This window comes from Streptomyces sp. NPDC050147, from assembly GCF_040660195.1.
Taxonomy (GTDB): domain Bacteria; phylum Actinomycetota; class Actinomycetes; order Streptomycetales; family Streptomycetaceae; genus Streptomyces.
In genome coordinates, this window is record NZ_JBFALJ010000021.1 from 115,912 (window position 1) to 131,615 (window position 15,704).

10 protein-coding genes, 1 tRNA gene and 3 pseudogenes are annotated in these 15,704 nt (G+C 67.6%); 7 read left to right on the top strand and 7 right to left on the bottom strand.

The genetic code is table 11. The features are described 5' to 3' along the window. Positions 1 to 292 precede the first annotated feature (292 nt). Together AB0I94_RS28560 and AB0I94_RS28565 are read left to right on the top strand one after the other, a co-directional pair. On the top strand, positions 293 to 853 hold the full coding sequence (locus AB0I94_RS28560) for an isochorismatase family protein (RefSeq protein ID WP_363312571.1): 561 nt from the start codon (positions 293 to 295) through the stop codon (positions 851 to 853). 187 nt (positions 854 to 1,040) lie between these two features. Continuing rightward, the gene (locus tag AB0I94_RS28565) at positions 1,041 to 1,454 is read left to right on the top strand and encodes a GNAT family N-acetyltransferase (protein ID WP_363312572.1); all 414 of its coding nucleotides are present in this window, start codon (positions 1,041 to 1,043) and stop codon (positions 1,452 to 1,454) included. Between the two features lie 271 nt (positions 1,455 to 1,725). Here the strand turns inward: AB0I94_RS28565 and AB0I94_RS28570 are convergent, their stop codons facing one another. From AB0I94_RS28570 to AB0I94_RS28595, 6 genes and pseudogenes are all read right to left on the bottom strand, one after another. Continuing rightward, positions 1,726 to 2,037, bottom strand: coding sequence for a hypothetical protein (locus AB0I94_RS28570; protein ID WP_363312573.1), 312 nt, complete (start codon positions 2,035 to 2,037; stop codon positions 1,726 to 1,728). A gap of 115 nt (positions 2,038 to 2,152) precedes the next feature. Further along, a tRNA-Gln gene (locus AB0I94_RS28575) sits at positions 2,153 to 2,228 on the bottom strand. A gap of 67 nt (positions 2,229 to 2,295) precedes the next feature. Continuing rightward, positions 2,296 to 3,843, bottom strand: a complete 1,548-nt coding sequence (locus AB0I94_RS28580; RefSeq protein ID WP_363312574.1) for a hypothetical protein — start codon at positions 3,841 to 3,843, stop codon at positions 2,296 to 2,298. A gap of 58 nt (positions 3,844 to 3,901) precedes the next feature. Continuing rightward, positions 3,902 to 5,653 carry a ThuA domain-containing protein gene (locus tag AB0I94_RS28585; RefSeq protein WP_363312575.1) on the bottom strand — a complete coding sequence of 584 codons (1,752 nt, stop codon included), beginning with the start codon at positions 5,651 to 5,653 and terminating at the stop codon, positions 3,902 to 3,904. A gap of 31 nt (positions 5,654 to 5,684) precedes the next feature. Beyond that, on the bottom strand, positions 5,685 to 8,438 hold the full coding sequence (locus AB0I94_RS28590; RefSeq protein ID WP_363312576.1) for a PQQ-dependent sugar dehydrogenase: 2,754 nt from the start codon (positions 8,436 to 8,438) through the stop codon (positions 5,685 to 5,687). A gap of 558 nt (positions 8,439 to 8,996) precedes the next feature. Beyond that, positions 8,997 to 9,119, bottom strand: a pseudogene (locus tag AB0I94_RS28595) (GNAT family N-acetyltransferase); the annotation flags it as partial. 696 nt (positions 9,120 to 9,815) lie between these two features. On the opposite strand from AB0I94_RS28595, the pseudogene AB0I94_RS28600 reads away from it, so the two are divergent. The 3 genes and pseudogenes from AB0I94_RS28600 to AB0I94_RS28610 all read left to right on the top strand — a co-directional run. Beyond that, positions 9,816 to 9,911: pseudogene (locus tag AB0I94_RS28600) on the top strand (IS5/IS1182 family transposase); the annotation flags it as partial. Between the two features lie 207 nt (positions 9,912 to 10,118). Continuing rightward, complete coding sequence (locus AB0I94_RS28605; RefSeq protein WP_363312577.1) at positions 10,119 to 10,529, top strand: VOC family protein; 411 nt, start codon at positions 10,119 to 10,121, stop codon at positions 10,527 to 10,529. Between the two features lie 67 nt (positions 10,530 to 10,596). Further along, positions 10,597 to 10,695 (top strand): annotated as a pseudogene (locus AB0I94_RS28610) (IS5/IS1182 family transposase); the annotation flags it as partial. 289 nt (positions 10,696 to 10,984) lie between these two features. Here AB0I94_RS28610 and AB0I94_RS28615 read toward each other — a convergent pair. Next, on the bottom strand, positions 10,985 to 11,608 hold the full coding sequence (locus AB0I94_RS28615) for a TetR/AcrR family transcriptional regulator (protein WP_363312578.1): 624 nt from the start codon (positions 11,606 to 11,608) through the stop codon (positions 10,985 to 10,987). 251 nt (positions 11,609 to 11,859) lie between these two features. Between AB0I94_RS28615 and AB0I94_RS28620 the strand changes: the two genes are divergently transcribed. Continuing rightward, positions 11,860 to 13,329, top strand: a complete 1,470-nt coding sequence (locus tag AB0I94_RS28620; RefSeq protein WP_363312579.1) for an MFS transporter — start codon at positions 11,860 to 11,862, stop codon at positions 13,327 to 13,329. 47 nt (positions 13,330 to 13,376) lie between these two features. Next, positions 13,377 to 15,671, top strand: a complete 2,295-nt coding sequence (locus AB0I94_RS28625) for a glycoside hydrolase family 78 protein (protein ID WP_363312580.1) — start codon at positions 13,377 to 13,379, stop codon at positions 15,669 to 15,671. Positions 15,672 to 15,704 lie beyond the last annotated feature (33 nt).

Sequence of the window (15,704 nt, forward strand, 5' to 3'; positions counted from 1 at the left end):
TCGGCGGCGAGCCGACTTGCGCCTCTCTGCAAGAGGGGTGGCGCTAGAGCCAGCGGCCTGTCACTGATCGCTTCAGTTGGCCACTCCGAGCGTCATAGTTGGCCGCGCGGTAGCGACCGTTGCGGGGGTACTGATGCCACATTTCGCGACGTCATGAAGGGACGCCCGTTTCAGTCGTGTGTTGGATCTTCTGCACAAGACCTGGACCGCAGCACTGGTCCGCGTCCGCCCCGATGTCAGTGGTCGGGACTATCGTGCGTGGATCCAAGTCCGGTGCGAGCAGAGGAAGATCATGACTACGTTGGAGAACCGGCCGAACACCGCGCTTCTTGTCGTCGACGTGCAGAACGGCGTCGTCGAGGGGGCCCACCAGCGCGACGTGGTCGTCGCGAACGTCGCCGGTCTCGTCGAGCGGGCGCGGCGGGAAGAGGTCCCGGTGGTCTGGGTCCAGCACTTCGACGAGGACCTCGCGAAGGGGAGCGACGACTGGCGGATCGTCACGGAGCTCGCTCCGCGGGACGCCGAGCCGCTCGTCGCCAAGAGCTACGGCGACTCCTTCGAGGACACCACGCTGGAGACCGTGCTGTCGGGGCTGGGTGTCGGGCGCCTCGTCGTCGTCGGCGCGGAGACCGACGCGTGCATCCGCTCCACGCTCCACGGCGCGTTCACCAGAGGGTACGACGCGATCCTGGTCAGCGACGCCCACACGACGGGCGACAAGACAGACCGGGGTGCGCCGTCGCCGGACCAGGTCATCGCGCACACGAACCTGTACTGGACCTATCAGGCGGCGCCGGGTCGTACGGCCGGGACCGTCGAGACCAAGGAGGCGGCCTTCACCAGCACATCCTGACGGCTCGCGTTGCGCACTGCGGGCCAACCAAGCCACTGTCCTCGTTGCGGTCATCAACGAATGGCTGTGACCAGTACGGAAATCGATTCACCTCACCAGGGCACGGCGGCGAAACTCACCTCATGACCCCAGACTTCACCGTGCGCCCGGCCCGGCCCGGCCCACCGATGCCCGGCCCCTGGCCGAAATGCGCTGGACGTTCAAGCAAGAGGATCACGAAAAGGAGCCGCCAGCACTGGCCCGGCCCCTGGAAGAGGCCGAACACTGGATGCGTGACCGTCTCAGCGATGGCCAATGGCTGGCTCTGGTTGCGGAGACCGGAGGCGAAATCTGCGGCCACGTCTTCCTCTGCCTGGTGGAGAGAATGCCGGATCCGTACACCGACAACACCCCGGTCGGCTACGTCACGAACTTCTACGTCACGCCGTCGCAACGTAACAAGGGAGCCGGCTCTGCCCTCCTGGAGGCGCTGAAACAGCACTCACGCAGCTCCGGCTTCGACACTCTGATCGTCTGGCCCTCAGAGCGGAGCAGCTCCCTCTGGCAACGATCCGGTTTCCAGCCCCCGGAAGAACTGTTGGAGCTGCCACTCGACACCTGATGAGATCCGCTTCCCCTACACGGCCTGGGCCACGAGGTACGACAAACGTGCGGTCCGCTTCGAAGGGACCGTTTTCGTCGTAGCGATTAACGAGTGGCTATAGCCAGCACACTCGAATGGCATCCTGAATCTGGATTTGATCACGCAACATGTCTGGGACGTCGAGGCATCATCCTTCGCGAAGGCGTGTGACAGGTCTTCGCTCGCCTGTCGTCAAACCGTCGTTGACGACGGGCGAGGCGGGGTCGTCCTTGCGATGGTGAGCGCGGTGTCAGTCGGCGACACGGATGACGATCTTGCCGAAGGCGCTGCAGGCGAGGTGTTCGTACGCCTTGATCGCGTCTTCGAAGGCGTAGACGGTGTCGATGATCGGGTCGAGGCCGTTCTTCTCGCTCCAGGCGTTCATGTCGAGGAAGGCGCGGCGGTGGCCGACGGCGATGCCGCGGATGGCGGCCTGGCTGTAGAGCAGCGACAGGACGTCCAGCGGGGCGGTCATGCCGCCGAGGAAGCCGACCAGGGAGATGTGGTCGGCGGCCCGGGTGGCACCGATGGGACGTCCCCGGCCGGCCAAGGGCAGCGGCATCGCCCCGCGCACTCCGGCAGCGTCGCGCGACGGCCCCGAAGCGACTGACCGAGGCCAGGACCCGCGACCTCACCGCTGGGTCGGCCGCCGTCAGTCCTAGCGATGGCGAGTGAAGTGGCGACGAGGGCAGGATTCGAACCTACGTCCACCCGGGGACAGAGCCGGGCGCTCCTCCGCAGAGCTTCCTCGTCGCCACGTCGATCATGGCTGGGGCTGCCGTTTCGGGCAACCGATTTCCCCAAGCCCCTCGGCAAGCCGTCACAGCCACTCCCTCGCCGCTGCGCGCTTGCCATGGCCGGAGAACACCCCTGCCGACCGGAGGGCACTGGCCATAAGAGGGTCCGCGACGGCAACACCGTGTACAAGTTCGGGCGTCCGGCGGAAGTCGACAGCCTCAACCGTCGGCCGGGGGGCGGTCCAGGCGCTGGCGACGGGATCCCTCCGATGTCGGGCGCAGACTGCCTCGACCAACGAACGTGGGCATTCCTTCTCACCCCGCAGCACTTCCCAGGGCAACGGCAGCTCTGCCCAGATGTAGGTGTCAGGGTGCAGGCCGCCGCCGCTCATGCGGTGCCAATACGCCACATCGGCAGCCATCAGGCGGGGCACCTTACCCGGGCAGACCCGGTCCAGGATCTTCTCCTGACCCAGTTCGGTCAGAATCGCGAACCAGTGCGCTCGGGCCGAATTCCACGCCTGCGCGGCATGGTTCCACGTCGATGAGTCGTCGCCGCGGCGCACGATCATCGTTTCGCGCTCCAGCGGGTGCCGATTCCAGGCGTCCTCCAACAGATCCGCGACCTGGCGCAGGAAACCGTTCCACCGGACCAGCAGCTGAGCGAGGTCCTCGTCGGACACTGCGCCCAGCACCTCCGCTGTGGGATGCACATGCGCGACCGCGGACCAGCAGGTCCGCTCGGGCTGCGCACGCAAGCGCTGGAACAGCGCCTCGGCGACCTCGTCGTAGACCTGGCGCTGGCTCCCGTTCGTGAAGACGCTGCGCATGTAGCCCCGCGCCGTGATGTACGCGATGAAGGCCGCCGTGTCCGGGTCCGCAGCGAAGAGACCGTACGGCAGAACGTGCGCGAGCGCTCCCTTGCCCGTCATCGTCACCTCGCGGCGGCGTTGCTCGTGCATCAGCCGCGCCAGTTTGGCCTCCATACGGCACAGGAGACGGAAGCGCTTGTTGTACTGGCGCTTGGAGACCTCGCCGAGGCCGGCAGCAGTTCGCTCACCCCGGTTGAGACGGTCCGCGCCGAAGTCGTTCTGGCCGTACACGCGGCCTATGGACTCGCCTGCACACCGGATCACTGCCTCAATCCGGTCGGGATCGTCCCCGGCGCTGTCCGGAAGCTCCGGCACATCCGTGAACAGGCTTGCCACACGGGCGAGCTGGCGCTGTGCGCCGACCGGGCGGGCAAAGTCCTCCCGCATGGAGGTGTAGCCGTGCCAAAGGTTGCGCAGCGAGTGTTCGGCGGCTTTGCCGAGTGCCGCCTCGGTGACCTCGTCGAGTTCAGTGCCCTGTGCCGCATAAAGATCCTGGATGAGCCGGGCTACATCCTCCGGACGCTTGCGCAGTGTGAGCGAGGCGTGCAGTTCCCGGAGGAGTTCTTCGACGGTGGACGGCAGCATGAGCCTCACCTTGTCATTCCTCGGCCAGCTGCCCAACTGGATATCCGTGGGCCGCAGGCGCGAATCATCCCGCAGCAGTGCTTGCGGGATTGCCGGCCAGACACCGCGCTGCGACAGATCGACTCGCTGTTCGGCGGTCAGTTCAGCGTCCAGTCGGCCAACGCCGTCTGCCATCCGGGAAGTCGCGCGCATTCACCACCGAGAGGTCGGCTGATTCACCGCTCTGTTCGCGTCAGGGCAGGGTCCACTTCTGGTTGGGTTCGGCGTGGCAGGTCCACAGGTGGACGGGTGTTCCGTCGTTCCACGTACTCCCCGAGGCGTCCAGGCACTTGCCCGACTGCGGATTGCGGACCGAACCGTCGGACTGCGCCGCCCACTTCTGCGCACCCGACCCGTTACACGTCCACAACTGCACCTTCGTACCGTCCGAGGTGCCGCCGCCCGACACATCCAGGCACTTGCCCAGCGCCCGTAACGTCTCGTCACCCGGCACGGTCCACTTCTGCGCACCGGACCCGTTACACGTCCAGATCTGCACCTTCGTACCGTCGGCCGTCTGAGCACCATCCACGTCCAGACACTTGCCGTTGACCCCCTTCACCTCACCCGAGCGAGGACCGGGCTCCTGGCCTCCGCCCTGCTTGACGCGGATGTTGCGGAAGGACACCTCGTCGCCGTCCCCGTGGTTCTGGAGGCCGATGTGCCCCTGCCGCAGGCTCCGCACCGGATCGGTGTTGGTGAAATCGTTGATCTTCCGGCCGTTGAGGAAGATCTCCAACCGTTCGCCGGTGACCCTCAGTTCATAGGTGTTCCACTCCCCCGGTGGATTCAGTGCGCCATCCCGGGCAGCGATATCGGCGGACTTGAAGCCGTAGACGGCGCCCGTGGTGCGGTCGGCCGCGTCCGTCGCGTCGATCTGGATCTCGTAGCCGTTGTTCACCGCGGACCATGGGTCCTCGGAGGCCGGGAAGCCGACGAAGACACCGGAGTTGTCGTCACCGGCCGCTTTCCAGTCGAGTTTGAGGGAGTAGTCGCCGGTGATCTCCTTGGCGGAGTGCCAGAGCATGCCCAGCCCGCCCTGGGATGTGAGCGTGCCGTCCGCGAGGGTGAACTCGCCGGGACCGGCCTGTTTCCAGCCGGTGGTGGACGATCCGTCGAACAGGGGCGTGTAGCCGGTCTCGGGGCGGCAGTCGGCGTCTGTCATCCCCGCGGTCCAGCGGATGCCGCCGAGGAGATGCCGACGGAAGGCGGGCTCGGTGTACGACTCGTCGGTGTGGCCGCCGCCGGTGTAGAAGGCCCGGCCGCCCCGGTAGTCCTTGCACCAGGCGATCGGATGGTCACCGGACATGTTCCCGCCCGAGTAGCTGGACTCGTCGAGCGAGGCCAGGACGCGAGCGGTGGTGCGCGGGTTGGTGCGGTAGTTGTACCACTCGTCGGTGCGCTGCCAGGTTCTGCCCAGGTGAGCGGTGGCGTCGTGTGCCCGGTCCTCCACCTTGACGGTGGCGGACTGGATGGCCGGGTGCGAGTGGAAGAGAGCGCCGGCCAGCCCCTCGTAGAAGGGCCAGTCGTATTCGGTGTCGGCAGCGGCGTGGATACCGACGTACCCGCCACCACCCTGGATGTACTGCTCGAAGACCGTCTGCTGGGCGGCGTTCAGCACATCGCCTGTCGTCGACAGGAAGACGACCGCCTTGTACTGGGCGAGGTTGCCGGTCGTGAAAGACTGCGCGTCCTCGGTGGCGTCCACGGTGAAGTTGTTCTCCGTGCCCAGGCTGCGCAGGGTCGCGATGCCGTCGTCGATCGACGAGTGTCTGAAGCCCGCCGTCTTGGAGAATACGAGGATCTTGTACTCCGGGTCCGCCGCCGCGCGCTTCTCCGCGGGGGCGGAAGGGCTCTGAGCTGCGGGCAGGGCCGCGGCCTGCGGGGCCAGGCAGAGCACGGCACCGGCGATCAGGGCGAGGGTCACTTTCAGGGGTGTGCGCATTACGGTCGCCTCCTTCTACGGCTCTACGGCTCTACGGCAGGGCCCATTTCTGGTTGGGTTCGGTGTGGCAGGTCCACAGGTGGACGGGTGTTCCGTCGTTCCACGTACTCCCCGAGGCGTCCAGGCACTTGCCCGACTGCGGATTGCGGACCGAACCCTCCGACTGCGCCGCCCACTTCTGCGCACCCGACCCGTTACACGTCCACAACTGCACCTTCGTACCGTCCGAGGTGCCGCCGCCCGACACATCCAGGCACTTGCCCAGCGCCCGTAACGTCTCGTCACCCGGCACGGTCCACTTCTGCGCACCGGACCCGTTACACGTCCAGATCTGCACCTTCGTACCGTCGGCCGTCTGAGCACCATCCACGTCCAGACACTTGCCGTTGACCCCCTTCACCTCACCCGAGCGAGGGCCGCTGCCGGTGGTGGTGAAGGAGAACTCGTCGACGTCGAACAGCGAACCGCTGCCGCCCTTGAAGACGAGATGCAGGGACGTCGATCCGGCCGGCTGGCTGCCGAGCGTGGCGGTCACGTCCTGGAAGGTCTCCCAGCCACCGGTCACCGGCACGGTCGCCGTGCCGAGCAGGGTGCCGGTCGAGGATCCGGCCCGTACCTCGATCGTGCCGCCCGCACCCGCGGAGGAGACCCGGGCGGTGAACTTCGTCGCGTTGTCGAGTGCGTACGGTTTGAAGGAGATCCAGTCGCCGTTGTCGATGTAGCCGACTGTCTTGCCGCCGTGCGCGGGCCCGTGGGTGGTCACCTGGACACCGGAGGAATCGTTGTAGTGCTCGGCCTGCCGGTGAGTGGGCTGCGTGATGCGCTGGTCGTGCGTGGTCAGCGCCGGCTGACCGTTTGCTCCCTTGTCGGTGTACTCGGCGTCGATGACGCCGAAGATGTTGGCGTTGGGGTCGTGCTCGCCGTCCGCCAGGGTCTGCAGCGTGCCGGTGCATCCGGTGGCCGAGGTCTGCGGGTGACCGTGGCTGTCGTGCCCGACGATGAAGTTGACCTTCACCTTGGAGCAGTCGATCGTGCCGTCCTCCGGATCGGTCACTGTCACCTTGAACGGGATCGCGGCACCGAAGTCGTAGATGCGCCCGTCCACGGGCAGGTCCAGCTTCACCGAGGGGGCGGTGTTGCCGACCGTGATGGGCACCGAAGCCGTAGCTGACTTGCCAGTGGTGTCCGTGACCTTCAGCGTGGCCGTGTACTGGCCGTTGGAGGTGTAAGTGTGGGTGGGGTTGGCAGCGGTGGAAGTGTCGCCGTCACCGAAGGTCCAGGCGTAACTGAGGACCTCGCCGTCCGGATCGGAGCTGCCGGCCGAGGAGAACGAGACGGCCAGGGGCGCCTTGCCTGAAGTGATGTCGGCCTTCGCCTGTGCGGCCGGTGCGCGCCCGCCGGTGACATGCTCGATGCGGTACAGGGCGGAATTCTCGTCACCGCTGAAATAGCCGGTGCCGTAGTCGAGGACGTACAGCGCGCCGTCCGGTCCGAAGGCCATGTCCATGACCTGCGTGCCGCTCCAGGGGAAGGAGTTGATGGACTGCACGGCGCCGTCGCCGCCGGCCTCGATGCGCTTGATCCAGCGGCGGCCGAACTCCCCGGCGAAGTAGTCGCCGTCGTACTCCTGCGGGAACTTCACCTCGGAGGTGGAGGCGGCGTCGTAGCGGTAGACCGGACCGCCCATCGGGGACTCCGAACCGCCGCCGAACTCCGGTACGGAGGTTCCGTCGTAGGGGATCCAGGCGGGCTGGGCAGGGGGCAGATCGGTGAGGCCGGTGTTGTTCGGCGAATTGTTCTTGGGGGTCGCGCAGTTGAACGCCGAACCCGAGGCGCCGGTGGCGAAGTTGTGGTCGACGTAAGCGTCGTTGTCGCCGGTGCAGTACGGCCAGCCGTAATTCCCCGACTTGGTGATCCGGTTGAACTCCACCTGCCCGGCGGGGCCGCGCGAGGGGCTGGCGCTGCCGGCGTCGGGTCCATAGTCACCGAGGTAGACGGTTCCTGTCGCCTTGTCGACGCTCATCCGGAAGGGATTGCGAAAGCCCATCGCGTAGATCTCGGGGCGGGTCTTCGCGGTGCCGGGCGGGAAAAGATTGCCGCTGGGGATCGAGTACGAGCCGTCGGTATTGACCTTGATGCGCAGGACCTTGCCACGCAGGTCGTTGGTGCTACCCGAAGAACGCTGGGCGTCGTAGGCGGGGTTGCGGGACGCGCGCTCGTCGATCGGGGTGAAGCCGTCCGAGGCGAACGGGTTGGTGTCATCACCGGTGGACAGGTACAGGTTTCCGGCCGCATCGAAGTCGAGGTCACCGCCGACGTGGCAGCAGATGCCGCGGGAAGCGGGCACGTCAAGGATCTTCTTCTCACTGGCGAGGTCCAGGGTGCCGTCAGCCTTCAGGACGAACCGTGACAGCCGGTTGACCCCGTCGAAGGGGGCAAAGTCGGAGGCTGTGCCGTTGGCCGGGGCCTCCCCGCCCGGCGTGCTGAGTTTGGGCGCGTAGTAGAGGTAGACGTGCCGGTTGGACGAGAATCCGGGGTCCACGGCGACGCCTTGCAGACCCTCCTCGTCGTGGCTGTAGACGTCCAGCTTCCCCGCGACCGCGGTGGCTCCCCCGGCATTCGTCAGCCGGACGGTGCCATCGCGCGAGGTATGCAGGACCGAGCGGTTCGGCAGCACCGCCAACGTCATGGGTTCGCCCGTCTCGGCCACCCCCTTGGCGAGCGTGACCTGTTGGAACTCCGGAGCGGCGAGAGTCTTGGCCCCGCCGCCCGGATCCGCGGGCACAGCGGTGGCCGAGGGTATCTGCAGCAGACAGCCGAAGGCGCAAGCCACGGCGGTCAGTAAGACACGGACATGTCTGTGTCTGAGCGGTCTCCTGCGCACAGAGGTCTCCCAAAGTGGGGTGGGATGGCGGCAGCTCACCGGACTGCCAGAGGTTCACAGGCGCGCGCCGTCGCGCCGTGGAGACCGGCCTGAGGAATCTGTGACCGGTTGGTTTCAAGGAAGCTAGCGAGCTTTGATGGACTCCGTAACCCATTTCGCACAAGATCTCGATACTTTTTCCGCGCTCGGGACAAAGCGACTGCAGTCCTCTGAAACCCTCTGGAGGAATCGTCGAACCGCACCAGGGACACGAGTTAAAAGCGCCGAATGTTCGGTAGTCGTGAGGCGCACATTCCAGCAAGGTCGCGACTGCTCATGGCCCGCGGTGCACGCCGGGTTCAGCCGGCCAGTTTCCGGCCGCAGCGGGCTCCAGCCCTGGACTCGAAGTCATGATGACTAGAGGGCATCTTCGGCTCACGGCGTGGGCTGCCAGGTGTCGCGGGTAACAAGCCGCGCTACCGGCTCGAAGGACAGGTGGTCGGTCGCTTCCGCGCTGCCGTAGATCGCGTGCACGGCATCCACGTCGTCAACGGTGAGTTCGCGGAGCTCAAGGCGCGGGCTGCGACGGCTGATCGGGTACATGTCGGCGGACTCGACCCGCGCTACACACGGCAGGGCAGGGCGCGTTGGACGGTACGTCTCGATCTCGGCGGGCAGGTCGGGGGCTACGACCGCGTCGCGGGCGGGGCCTCGGGCCAGGGCGGCGCGGACGCGGTCGGCCGAGACGACGATGCCGTTGTTTCGGTGGCTGGGTGCAAGGTCCAGAACGGGGCGGATGGCTTCGGCGGCGCCGTCGAGGTCGTCTCCGTAGAGGCGCACGAGAGCGAAGCTCCACCGGAAGCCGGCCTGGTCTCCGAAGGCCCAGTTCGGGGCGGAGGGTCGCTGAATCCGCGAACGGCCTCCTCACCGGCGGTGGTGACGCGAGCATCGCCTTGCCCGAGGAGGACGGCGGCCTCGACGGCGTAGTACTTCTGCTTGACCTCGGGGTAGGTGAAGAGCCCGTCCAGCGCGTCCAGCTCATCCGGCGCAACTCTGCTCACGCAAGGTGACGGCCCGACGATCGGCTGTCCGGACGGCTTCCTCGTCGCCCAGCAGGACTGCCGCCTGCGCGCCCGGGGGAAGGAATTGGGTCGAGGCCGACGGGGAGGGCGACCGGGGGCGGCGGCCATCACCGTCGTCGACGACCTGGCCGCGGCACATCCCAGCGTGTCCAAGGTCTGGGCCGACGGCGGTCACCAGAACAGCATCTTCAACCACGGCGCCGGTCTGGGCATCGATGTCGAGGTGATTCAGTGGCCGCGGGCGAAGGAGTTCGAGCCGCTGCCGAAACGGTGGGTGAACGAGCGGACCTTCGGCCGGCTGATGCAGCACCGGCCACGCGGGACTACGAAGCCTGCCGCAGAGATCCCAGACGATGATCCACTAGGCCATGGCTAACAAAATGTCCCGCGAACCGACCGGAGAATCCGCACCAACCTGGCGAATCGAAACAGACATCCCACTCACATCCGCATGGACACTGATCAGATGTCCCCCAGGGCTGTCGCGAAATCGAGTGTGAGCCTGTGCCAAGATCGCAGGATGCTACGACTCACCGATTTCATTATCGACTGCCCGGACACCATGAAACTGGCGGCTTTCTACTCCGAGGTGACGGGCCGTCCGATCAAGGAAGGCAGCTCCGCGGACTGGGCCGGCATCCAGTTCGGCGAGATCGAGCTGGCATTCATCCGGGTGGATGACTACCGCGCTCCGCAGTGGCCCGACAGCGAGCACCCCAAGCAGTTCCACCTCGACTTCGAAGTGGACGAGATCGAGCCCGAGCAGCGCCGCGTCCTCGACCTCGGCGCGACGCTGAGGCAGGACTTCATCGGCCCCAACGGATACGGCTGGCGGATCTACACCGACCCGATCGGCCACCCCTTCTGCCTGTGCCGCAACAAGGGCGTCATCTGGACCGACGAGGGCCCGACGTGGCCCAAGCACGACTAGCGCGTGTCCCTTTGATGGGTTGGTCAGTTGATCGGATGCACCTGTCCGGTTAGTGATCACTGATGCGATGTGGGGACGGATCGAGCCGCTGATGCCGGCCGATCCGGTCCGCGGGCGGCGGTGGGCAGACCACCGCCGCGCCCTTGAGGCCATCGCGTGGAAGTACGGTCACCAGATTCCCCCGAAGACGCCCCGTCCTTCAGGGCGGGGCGGAACCGGACACCTGCGGTACTGGGCACAGAGAAGCCCCTCACCCACTTCACCCCGGCCGTTCCCAGGCTCATCTCCACACGGACGAGGCGGCGCAAGCTCCAGGACTCTGCTCGCTCGGCCCACAACACCGGTCATCTGACGGTCGGCGAAGGCCTGATGAGAATCCCCGTTGAGCCTCGACGCCACTGAGCCAGGAGCTGACGAACGGCAACCCCCGTCCCGGCCGGAGGCTTGCGCGGGCGTTACAGCCCCTTGCCGTCGGCCGCGATGCTGATCATCAGGCGGTTCAGGTGCGAGCGCATCACGGCGATCAAGTCGAAGGAGCGCCCGGAGGCCAGCCACTGGAGCCGTAGCCCGGCGTCGAGAGCGGCGCACTCCCGGGCGATGTTCTCATGGTCCAGCCCTGCCTTGAGTTCACCCGACTCGGCGCCGGCGCGCAGCCGGTCCGCGAGTTCGCGTACGCCCTTTTCCTGCCATTGGGAGAAGAAGTCGTGTGCGGGGTGGTCGGGAGCGGTGGCCTCGGCGCCCACCACGACGGCGAGTTCCAGCATCCCCGGCATGTTCAGCGACTCGGCAGCGTCATCCAGATGGCATCGGAAGGCATCACGCACCGAGTCGGACACGCGGACCCACTGCTCGTCGAGCTTCTCGTGCCAGTACTGCACCACGGCCAGCAGCAGTTGCTGCTTGTCGCGGAAGTGGTGAAGCAGCCCGGCATCGGTGATCCCGGCATCGCGGGCAACGCCGGCCAGCGAGGTCTTGCGAAAACCGTCCTGGCCGAAGCGCAGCAGCGCGGCCTCGAGGATCTGATTGCGCCTGACCAGCCCTGTCGCGTAGCCGCCGCGCGGCCCCCGTGGTGTTCCCATGCGCACCACCGTACCGAGTGCCGTCACCGAGCTCCCACGAGAGCGTCGCCGCCGCCTGGCCGGGGTGTCTCGGCGCGCCAGCGTGTGATGTGCGCCACTCCACTAACACCTAGCGTCCACTAGGTATTGGCTTCATCATCATCCGAAAGCGAGGGACCGTTTCGCGCCAGTGACCGAGACATGAGCCATCGGTGCAGGCAGGCCGTTCCACGCACGAACCCGACCTCCCTGTTTGCGAAAGGAGCGGCTCGATGACACCGACGTCCGCCAGCCCCTCGCTCGACGCAGCACCGTCCGACGACACCGCGAGATGGACCCCGCGCCTGGTCGGCGTACTCGTGGCACTGATCTGGCCGACTCAGATGCTGGCCGCCGCCGGAATCCTGGGCGCGAACGCCACCTCCAGCGTGGCGCAGAGCTTCCACACCACCCACGTGGCCTGGTTCAGTCTGACCTTCGTCCTCGTCACCACCCTGCTGACACCGTTCGTGATGAAACTGGGAGACCGGTACGGCAAGAAGCGGCTCATGCTGGTGATCACCGGCATCGGGACGGTCGGCGACATCATCGCCGCGCTGGCGGGCAGCTTCTGGCTGATGCTCATAGGGAGAGCGATCGCCGGCTGCTACGGACCGTTCGGCGCCCTGTCCTTCCCTGCCGTACGGGACATCTTCCCCGCCCGCCTGGTGAAGCCGGCCAGCGCCATCTTGGGCAGCAGCGTCGGCCTGGTGGGCATCGGCGCACCCTTCCTGGCCGGCTGGCTGGTCGACGGCTGGGGATACCGGGGCGTGATGTGGTTCCTCACCGCGGCCACGGCCCTCTCCTTCGTACTGATCGCCCTCCTCGTGCCGTCCACACCGCCGCGCGACCGACAGCCCGGCTTCGACTGGCTCGGCGGTCTGGTGCTCGGCGGGGGCCTGAGTGCGGTCATCTACGCGCTGGGGCAGGGACAGAGCTGGGGGTGGGCCGACGCCAAGACCCTTGGCTGGCTCGGCGCCGGGCTCATGACACTGGTCGTCTTCGCCTTCGTGGAGCGCTCCAGCGCCCACCCCATCCTGGACTTCACGGTGCTCAGGCGCCGCCCGGTCGCCCTGGTCCTCACCGCCGGCGGCCTCGCCCAGGCCATCGCCTACACCATGCCGAGCCTGGTCATCCTGCTCGCCCTCTACCCGTACATCCCCGGTGTCTCCGCCGGACTCGGGTGGACCGCGCAGCACAACGCTGCCGTCGGTGTGACCTGGAACCTGGTGATGTTCGCCGCCGGCATCCTCGCCAGCCGTCTGATGCGCAGGATCGACGCCCGCCATCTGTGGCGGGCCGGGCTGCTCCTGATGGGACTCGGCTACGGCCTGGGCGGCTTCTTCCACGCCGACGAGATGGAACTCATCCTCACTTCGTCTCTGGCCCACCTCGGCTCCGGTCTCGTCGTCGCAGGCGCTCCGGTGCTGGTGGTAGGCGTGGTGTCGAAGGACGAGCAGGGCCTGGGCAGCGGCATGCTCAACATGCTCATCACCCTCTTCGGCTCTGTCTTCACCGCCCTCGCGTTCGCCATTCTGGCCGGCCACAGCGTCGTCCAGCACGGCACCGCCTTCTACCAGGACGCGGGCTACGACTGGATCTTCTGGACCGGAGCGCTGCTCACCGCCGTGCCGTTGACGCTCTCCCTGTTCATCCCCCGCCTGCGGGACCCCGCTGAAAGCGACACCGCCCCCGCCGCCTGAACACCGCTTCCCGCCGACTTCGCCCACCGACACCGAGAAGGGCAGCCATGCCGCTCACCTGGACCGCACACGTCATCACCCCCGCCTGGCGCGAAGAGCCGCCCGGTGCCGAGGGCCGCCCGGCCGCGCTGCTGCGTGACGGATTCGCCGTCAGCGGCCGGGTACGACGGGCGGAACTGCGGGTCACCGCCCTGGGGGTGTACGAGCTGCACCTCAACGGAGCCGTCGTCGGGGACCACGTCCTGGCACCGGGCTGGACCAGCTACCACCACCGCCACCGCTACCAGACCTTCGACGTGACCACGTCGTTGCTGCCCGGCGCCAACGCCTGGGGCGCCTACCTCGCGGACGGCTGGTACCGGGGGCTGCTCGGCTTCGGTGGCGGCAACCGTGACATCTACGGTCCGCACACCGGACTGCTGGCCGAGCTGCGGATCGAGTACACGGACGGCAGCCTTCAGACGGTCACGACGGGGCCCGGCTGGCGCGCGGCGCCCAGCCCGATCACCGCCGCCGGCCTGTACGAGGGGGAGTCCTACGACGCCCGCCGCGAGGTATCCGGCTGGTGCGAACCGGGCTTCGACGACACTCACTGGCAGCCGGTACGCGTGATGGACTTCGACACCTCCGTGCTCTTTCCGGCCGACAGCCCTCCCGTCCGGCGCATCGAACGGCTTCCTCCGGTGGCCGTCACCGCCTCGCCCACCGGCCGCACCCTGGTGGACTTCGGGCAGAACCTGGTCGGCCGCCTGCGCATCCGCGTCCGCGGTGAGGCGGGCCGCACCGTGACGCTGCGGCATGCCGAGGTCCTGGAGGACGGCGAGCTGTGCCCGCGCCCGTTGCGCGGCGCCACGGCCACCGACCGCTACACCCTGCGGGGCGACACCGATGGTGAACAGTGGGAACCCCGCTTCACCTTCCACGGCTTCCGCTACGCCGAGATCGACAACTGGCCCGGCGAACTCGCCGCCGGTGACATCACCGCCGTAGTCCTGCACAGCGACCTGCGCCGGACCGGCTGGTTCGAGTCCTCGGACCCGTCGCTGAACCGGCTGCACGAGAACGTCGTGTGGGGAATGCGGGGCAACTTCCTGGACGTTCCCACCGACTGCCCGCAACGCGACGAACGCCTGGGCTGGAGCGGCGACATCCAAGTATTCGCCCCCACAGCCACCTTCTTGTACGACACCAGGGACTTCCTGCGCTCCTGGCTGCGCGACCTGGCCGCAGACCAGAGCGGGGACCCCGACGGCATTCCCCCGGTCATCAGCCCCGCCATCCCGTTGAACATCCCCGTTCCGATGCCTCCCGGCAATCCCGCGATGGCCGGCTGGTGCGACGCCGCCGTCATCGTCCCGTGGGTCCTGTACGAACGGTACGGCGACAGCCAGGTACTGCGCGCCCAATATTCGTCCATGCGGGCCTGGGTCGACGCCGTCGACCGGATCGCCGGCCCCGGACACCTGTGGGGCGAGGGCTTCCAGTTCGGCGACTGGCTCGACCCCACCGCATCCCCCGACGACCCCGGCGGAGCGACGACCTCCTCCCAACTCGTCGCGACCGCCTACTTCGCGCGGTCGGCGCGACTGCTGGCCCGCACCGCCGAGGTGCTGGGCGAGAAGGACGACGCCCAGCGCTACGACACTCTCGCCGATGCCGTGCGGCAGGCCTTCCGCGCCTGCTTCCACACCGGCGGCGGCCAACTGACCGAAGAGACCCAGAGCGCCTACGCCCTCGCCCTGGGCTTCGGCCTCCTCCACGACGACGCCGAACGAGCCGAGGCCGGGAACCGGCTGGCCGCCCTCGTAGCTGCGCGCGGCCACCGGATCGGGACCGGCTTTCTCGGCACCCCTCTGGTGTGCGACGCACTCACCGCCACCGGCCACACCGCCACGGCCTACCGGCTGCTGTTGGAGCGTTCCTGCCCCTCATGGCTCTACCAGGTCGACATGGGCGCCACCACGATCTGGGAACGCTGGGACAGCCTGCTCCCCGACAGCAGCGTCAACCCAGGAGAGATGACCTCCTTCAACCACTACGCGCTCGGGGCGATCGCCGACTGGCTGCACCGCACCGTCGCCGGCCTTGCCCCCGCCGCTCCCGGCTACCGCCGTCTGCTCGTCCGGCCCCGCCCTGGCGGTGGTCTGACCTGGGCGAAAGCCGCACACGAGACGCCCCACGGGCGGGCCGAGGTGTCCTGGGCGCTGCACGGCGCGCAGCTCAGCGTCACCGTCACCGTCCCGGAAGGCAGCGACGCCACGATCGACCTGCCCGGCATGGCGCACGTAGAGGTCGGCCCCGGCCAGCACTCCTTCCACATCCCCTATCCCGCCACGCGGTGACGGCGCCACGCCCACGGCTCACCCTTCACCCGC

What these genes read in the sequence shown, in the direction of transcription:
- AB0I94_RS28625 (WP_363312580.1), top strand. Translation starts at nt 13,377, where the DNA reads ATGCCGCTCACCTGGACCGCACACGTCATCACCCCCGCCTGGCGCGAA.
- AB0I94_RS28585 (WP_363312575.1), bottom strand. Translation starts at nt 5,653, where the DNA reads ATGCGCACACCCCTGAAAGTGACCCTCGCCCTGATCGCCGGTGCCGTG.
- AB0I94_RS28560 (WP_363312571.1), top strand. Translation starts at nt 293, where the DNA reads ATGACTACGTTGGAGAACCGGCCGAACACCGCGCTTCTTGTCGTCGAC.
- AB0I94_RS28615 (WP_363312578.1), bottom strand. Translation starts at nt 11,608, where the DNA reads ATGGGAACACCACGGGGGCCGCGCGGCGGCTACGCGACAGGGCTGGTC.
- AB0I94_RS28580 (WP_363312574.1), bottom strand. Translation starts at nt 3,843, where the DNA reads ATGGCAGACGGCGTTGGCCGACTGGACGCTGAACTGACCGCCGAACAG.
- AB0I94_RS28570 (WP_363312573.1), bottom strand. Translation starts at nt 2,037, where the DNA reads ATGCCGCTGCCCTTGGCCGGCCGGGGACGTCCCATCGGTGCCACCCGG.
- AB0I94_RS28620 (WP_363312579.1), top strand. Translation starts at nt 11,860, where the DNA reads ATGACACCGACGTCCGCCAGCCCCTCGCTCGACGCAGCACCGTCCGAC.
- AB0I94_RS28605 (WP_363312577.1), top strand. Translation starts at nt 10,119, where the DNA reads ATGCTACGACTCACCGATTTCATTATCGACTGCCCGGACACCATGAAA.
- AB0I94_RS28565 (WP_363312572.1), top strand. Translation starts at nt 1,041, where the DNA reads ATGCGCTGGACGTTCAAGCAAGAGGATCACGAAAAGGAGCCGCCAGCA.